Origin of the sequence: Bradyrhizobium genomosp. III (genome assembly GCF_000261705.1) — a bacterium.
Classification (GTDB): domain Bacteria; phylum Pseudomonadota; class Alphaproteobacteria; order Rhizobiales; family Xanthobacteraceae; genus Bradyrhizobium; species Bradyrhizobium ottawaense.
Window position 1 is genome coordinate 1 of record NZ_AJQF01000414.1, and the last position, 6255, is coordinate 6255.

5 protein-coding genes and 1 pseudogene are annotated in these 6255 nt (G+C 65.1%); all 6 read left to right on the forward strand.

The annotated features are described in order from the left end of the window. Positions 1-1204: pseudogene (locus IC66_RS0133275) on the forward strand (bifunctional metallophosphatase/5'-nucleotidase); the annotation flags it as partial. A 133-nt stretch (positions 1205-1337) separates the two neighbouring features. Continuing rightward, positions 1338-2267 (forward strand): histone deacetylase family protein, encoded by a 930-nt coding sequence (locus IC66_RS0133280; protein ID WP_028144213.1) that lies wholly within the window; start codon positions 1338-1340, stop codon positions 2265-2267. Between the two features lie 74 nt (positions 2268-2341). Next, the gene (locus tag IC66_RS0133285) at positions 2342-2593 is read left to right on the forward strand and encodes an exodeoxyribonuclease VII small subunit (RefSeq protein ID WP_038950541.1); all 252 of its coding nucleotides are present in this window, start codon (positions 2342-2344) and stop codon (positions 2591-2593) included. Between the two features lie 604 nt (positions 2594-3197). Further along, positions 3198-5126 carry a 1-deoxy-D-xylulose-5-phosphate synthase gene (dxs, locus tag IC66_RS0133290; RefSeq protein ID WP_028144212.1) on the forward strand — a complete coding sequence of 643 codons (1929 nt, stop codon included), beginning with the start codon at positions 3198-3200 and terminating at the stop codon, positions 5124-5126. A gap of 116 nt (positions 5127-5242) precedes the next feature. Continuing rightward, a complete protein-coding gene (locus IC66_RS0133295; protein WP_038950542.1) occupies positions 5243-5797 on the forward strand; it encodes a nucleoside 2-deoxyribosyltransferase in 555 nt (184 codons plus the stop codon). Positions 5798-5824: 27 nt separating this feature from the next. Next, positions 5825-6255: SAM-dependent methyltransferase (locus tag IC66_RS0133300; protein WP_038950543.1), on the forward strand; the 431-nt coding region annotated here is incomplete at its 3' end.

The following is a 6255-nucleotide window of genomic DNA, read 5'->3' on the forward strand; positions in this document are numbered from 1 at the left end:
TCCGTTCACGGGCGCCAAATTCCGCTATCTCGCCGCGTCCACCATCGAGACCGCGACGGGCAACAGCGTGCTGCCGCCCTACGATATCCGGGAATTCGAGGGCATCCCGATCGCCTTCATCGGGCTGACCTTGAAGGAGACCGCGGGCATCGTCTCGCCATCCGGCATCGCCGGGCTCGAATTCCGCGACGAAGCCGCGACGGTGAATGCGCTGGTGCCGCAGCTGAGGGCGCGCGGCGTCGAGGCGATCGTGGTGCTGATCCACCAGGGCGGCGAGCCCGCCGGCGACTACAATGAATGCCCTGCCATTACCGGGCCGATCGTCGACATCGTCAAAAAATTCGACCGCGCCGTCGACGTCGTCGTCAGCGGCCACACCCACCGCGCCTATGTCTGCGACATCGACGGGCGGCTCGTCACCAGCGGCGACAAATACGGCACGCTGGTCACCGCGATCGATCTCAAGCTCGATCCCGTAACCCGCGACATCGTCAATGCCAAAGCCGAGAACGTCATCGTCGCCAATGCCTCGCTGGCGAAGGACGCGGAGCAGACCGCGCTGATCGAGGCCTATGACCGGCTCTCGGCGCCGATCGCCAACCGGCCGGCCGGATCGGTGACGCAGACGTTGTCACGCGTGCCGAACGAGGCCGGTGAAAGCGCGCTCGGCAACGTCATCGCGGACGCGCAGCTTGCTGCGACCAGGGACGCCAAGGATGGCAGCGCTGTCATCGCACTCACCAATCCGGGCGGCATCCGCACCGACATCGTCCCGAAGGAGAACGGCGCGATCTCCTTCGGCGATGTTTTCGCCAGCCAGCCGTTCCGCAACCGCCTCGTCACGATGACCCTGACCGGCAACCAGCTCAAGGAGATGCTCGAGCAGCAATGGCTGGACCCGAAGCGGCCGCGGATTCTCCAGGTGTCGAACGGATTCAGCTATGCCTGGGATGCGTCGAAGTCATTCGGCGAGCGCGTGATCGCCGACAAGATGATGCTCAACGGCAAGCCGATCGAGCAGGCCAGCGGCTAACGCGTCACCCTCAACGATTACCTCGCAGTCGGCGGCGATGGTTTTACCGTCGCCAAACAAGGCACGGCGCCGCAATATGGCGGCTACGACGCGGACGCGCTGTTCGCGTTCTTCCGGGCGCACGGACCGATCGGCCCGCTGCCGCTGAGCCGCATCCTGCGGGTGAATTGATCCGGATCAAACGGGCCAGAATGGGACGACCCTTTGCCATTCCCGTTCAAACGCATAGATTGGGATTTGCATTGCGTTTTGGCGCCGGATGCGCCAAGCGACGTCGAAAGCCCGCATCCATGAGGCCGACCTGATGAGCACGCTTCTCCTTTCCCACAAGGCCTGCCTCGACCATGTCACGCCGCCGGGACACCCTGAAAGGCCGGATCGCCTGCGTGCGGTGGAGGAAGCGCTGTCGCATGAGCGCTTCCAGTTCCTGGTACGCGACCAGGCGCCGGAGGGCGATCTCGATCTCGTCACGCTGTGCCACAACGAGCACTACGTCACCGAGCTGCGCCACATCGCACCGAGCAGCGGGCAGGTCTATATCGACGGCGACACCTCGATGTCCCCTGGCACGTGGGAAGCGGTGATGCGCGGCGTCGGCGGCGCGGTGGCGGCGACCGAAGCGGTGATGGCGGGCGAGCATCGCAACGCCTTCGTCGCGGTGCGCCCGCCCGGCCATCACGCCGAGATCGGCAAGCCGATGGGCTTCTGCTTCTTCGACAACGTCGCCATCGCCGCCCGCCACGCGCAGCGCAAATACGGCATCAAGCGCGCGGCCATCGTCGATTTCGACGTGCATCACGGCAACGGCACGCAGGACATCTTCTGGTCGGACCCGACCGTGATGTACTGCTCGACGCACCAGATGCCGCTGTTTCCGGGCACCGGCGCCACGGGCGAGCGCGGCGACCACGACACCATCGTCAACGCACCGCTCGCCTCCGAGGACGGCGGGCCGGAATTCCGCTCCGCGTTCGAGAATTTGATTCTGCCGCAGCTCGAAAAATTCAGCCCCGAGCTTGTCGTCATCTCCGCCGGCTTCGACGCGCATTATCGCGATCCGCTGGCTTCGCTGAATTTGCGCGCGGAGGATTATGCCTGGGTGACGCGCAAGCTGATGGATCTCGCCGACAAGTCCGCGGGGGGGCGCGTTGTTTCGGTGCTCGAGGGCGGCTATGACCTGCAAGGACTGAAAGAATCTGTTACGGCGCATGTCGGCGCCCTGATGGGCGCCTGACGACGCCCGCCACATTAAGCCCGCAAAACCCGCCTTCACTGCAAGGAAAGCGAATCGGGCAATCGGAAACGGATATGGCCGAAAATACTCAAGTCGACGTCTCCAGGCTTACCTTCGAGCGCGCGATCGAGGAACTCGAAACGATCGTGAAGCGGCTCGAGGACGGCAAGGTGCCGCTCGAGGAATCCGTGACGATCTACGAGCGCGGCGAGGCGCTGAAGCGCCGCTGCGAGGAATTGCTGCGCCAGGCCGAGGCGCGCGTCGACAAGATCACCAGCGATGCCAGCGGCCAGGCCACCGGCACCGCGCCGCTGGACGTGCAGTAGGAAAGCCGAGACTTTCCCGCTCAGTCTTCTGATGGCAGCCCCGAAACGTCATCACGTGGCCGCCCGCATCGATTTCACGATCGCACGGCGCTATCCCGCTGAGCGCCGCGGTTCCGTGCAGGCGGATCGGATGCCGCCCCTTCCGGAAATCGGTCGTTCAGGACCAAAAAAGATCTCATTCAGGCGAAAAAGCCTGCCAGCGGACCCGGCAAGGCTGGAACCCATTGTCCCGGGCCACGGTTAACCACTCTGGCCCGCCGGTTGCATCTGCATACCCCCAATCGGTCCTGCGGGTTGGCTTTGGCCCAAGCTTTGGTGTAAAGCTGCGCGGAGTGTGGCTTTTTGCAAGCCTTGCGTGGGCAGAGAATTCCGACGACAAGCGCTTCAAACTGCTAATGAAATTGGCTGGGACGGACGAAGCCGATCTAAGTGACAGGGATCACAGAGACTGAACCGGAGCGCACTTAAGCTTACCTAAGCTTGAAGACGGGGCCTTGCCCCATGCAGGTGGCTCCGACGGTTTGAGGACTCGCGCTGCGCCGATATTGTGCAAACCCATCGCGCACCGGAATGACCTTCCGGCGCTGACAAATTGGAAATCGCCGTGAACGCATACAGTAAAACGCCGCTTCTCGACACCATCCGGACGCCGGACGACCTGCGCAAGCTCAAGATCGAGCAGGTTCGCCAAGTCGCCGACGAGCTGCGGCAGGAGACCATCGATGCCGTCTCGGTGACCGGCGGTCACTTCGGCGCGGGCCTCGGCGTGGTCGAGCTCACCACCGCGATTCATTACGTCTTCGACACGCCGCGCGACCGGCTGATCTGGGACGTCGGCCATCAGGCCTATCCGCACAAGATCCTCACCGGCCGGCGCGACCGCATCCGCACGCTGCGCACCGGCGGCGGCCTGTCCGGCTTCACCAAGCGCAGCGAGAGCGATTACGATCCGTTCGGCGCGGCGCATTCCTCGACCTCGATCTCCGCCGGCCTCGGCATGGCGGTGGCGCGCGACCTCTCCGGCGGCAAGAACAACGTTATCGCCGTGATCGGTGACGGCGCGATGTCGGCCGGCATGGCCTATGAGGCCATGAACAACGCGGGTGCGATGAACTCGCGCCTGATCGTCATCCTCAACGACAACGACATGTCGATCGCGCCGCCGGTCGGCGCCATGAGCGCCTATCTGTCGCGGCTCTACTCCGGCAAGACCTATCGCACGCTGCGCGATGCGGCCAAGCAGATCAACAAGCGCCTGCCCAAGATCATCGCCAACCGCGCCAACCGCGTCGAGGAATATTCCCGCGGCTTCATGATGGACGGCGGCACGCTGTTCGAGGAGCTCGGCTTCTACTATGTCGGCCCGATCGACGGCCACAATCTCGACCATCTGCTGCCCGTCCTGAAGAACGTCCGCGACATGGAGACCGGCCCGATCCTGGTCCACGTCGTGACGCAGAAGGGCAAGGGCTACGGCCCGGCTGAAGCCTCCGCCGACAAGTACCATGCCGTCGTCAAGTTCGACGTCGCGACCGGCACCCAGGCCAAAGCCAAGCCGAATGCGCCGGCCTACCAGAACGTGTTCGGCCAGAGCCTCGTCAAGGAAGCGCAGAAGGACGACAAGATCGTCGCCATCACCGCGGCGATGCCGTCCGGCACCGGTGTCGACATCTTCAACAAGGCCTTCCCCGACCGCACCTTCGACGTCGGCATCGCCGAGCAGCACGCGGTGACCTTCGCCGCCGGTCTTGCCAGCGAAGGCTACAAGCCGTTCTGCGCGATCTACTCGACCTTCCTGCAGCGCGGCTACGACCAGATCGTGCATGACGTCGCGATCCAGAACCTGCCCGTCCGCTTCGCCATCGACCGTGCCGGCCTCGTCGGCGCCGACGGCGCCACGCATGCCGGCTCGTTCGACAACGCCTATCTCGGCTGCCTGCCGAACATGGTGATCATGGCGGCGGCCGACGAAGCCGAGCTCGTGCACATGGTGGCGACCCAGGTCGCGATCGACGACCGTCCGAGCTCGCTGCGCTATCCGCGCGGCGAAGGCCGCGGCATCGAGATGCCCGAGGTCGGCATTCCGCTCGAGGTCGGCAAGGGCCGCGTGATTCGCCAGGGCAGCAAGATCGCCCTGCTCTCCTTCGGCACGCGCCTCGCCGAATGCGAGAAGGCGGCCGATGAGCTCGCAGCCCACGGCCTGTCGACCACGATCGCCGACGCGCGCTTCATGAAGCCGCTGGATACCGAGCTGGTGCTCAAGCTTGCCCGCGACCACGAGATCCTGATCACGATCGAGGAAGGCTCGGTCGGCGGCTTCGGCTCGCATGTCGCGCAGTACCTGACCGATCAGGGCGTGCTCGACACCGGCATGGTCAAGTTCCGCTCGATGGTGCTGCCCGACGTGTTCCAGGACCACGACACCCCGGCCGCGATGTACGGCCGCGCCGGTCTCGACGCCAAGGGCATCGTCGCCAAGGTGTTCGAGGCGCTCGGCAAGGACGTCAAGGCCGAGACGGTCAAGCTGGCTTGATCGTGGCTTTCTTCACCTCTCCCGCTTGCGGGAGAGGTCGCGCCAAAGGCGCGGGTGGGGAAGCGCAGTTTCGCCGCGATTCGAAGCTTGCCTGAATTTCTCCGAAGCAGTCAGTCATGAAAATCTATCTGGCAGGCCCCGACGTGTTCCTGCCGGATGCAATCGAGATCGGACGGCAGAAGGTCGCGATCTGCGGTCGCTACGGGCTCACCGGCCTCTATCCGCTCGACAACGCCATCGACCTCACCGCGCCCGATGCCGCGCGGCAGATCTTTTGCGGCAACGAGGCGATGATGGATGCGGCCGACGCCATCATCGCCAATCTCACCCCGTTCCGCGGCGCAGGCGCCGATCCCGGCACCGTCTACGAGCTCGGCTACATGGCCGGCCGCCGCAAATTCTGCCTGGCCTATTCCAACGACGGCGCCGCCTATGCCGACCGCCTCAGTCGCTTCATGGAGGTCACCTCCGAGGACGGGCGGCTGGTCGATGCGCAGGGGCTGACGGTCGAGGATTTCGGCCTCGTCGACAATCTCATGATGATCCATGCCCTGGAGCTGCACGGCTGGCCGCTGGTGACGCCGGCCGCGATGCCAATCGACGTCTGGCACGATCTGGCCGCGTTCGAGACTTGCGTCCGGATGGCGGCCGCGCGATTGATCGCTACATAAGCGACAAGCCCTGTCCTGGAGAGTCGATTGTCCCCTGCCCGCAAGCGCGCAGATGTATTGCTGGTCGAGCGCGGCCTGTTCGAGAGCCGGGCGCGGGCGCGCGCGGCGATCGAGGCGGGCCTCGTCACCGCCGACGACAAGCCGGTCGCCAAACCGTCGGAGACGATTGCCGAGGACGCCGTGATCCAGGCCGAGCCCGCTCACCCCTACGTCTCCCGCGGCGGTGTCAAGCTCGCCGGCGCGCTGGAGCGGTATCCCATCGAGATCGAGGACCATGTCTGCCTCGACGTCGGCGCCTCCACCGGCGGCTTCACCGAGGTGCTGCTGGCGAACGGCGCGAGCCTGGTGTTCGCCATTGACGTCGGCACCAGCCAGCTGCATGCCTCGCTGCGCGACCATCCCAAGATCGTGTCGATGGAGGCGACCGACATCCGCAGCTATGACGGCAAGCGGCTGCC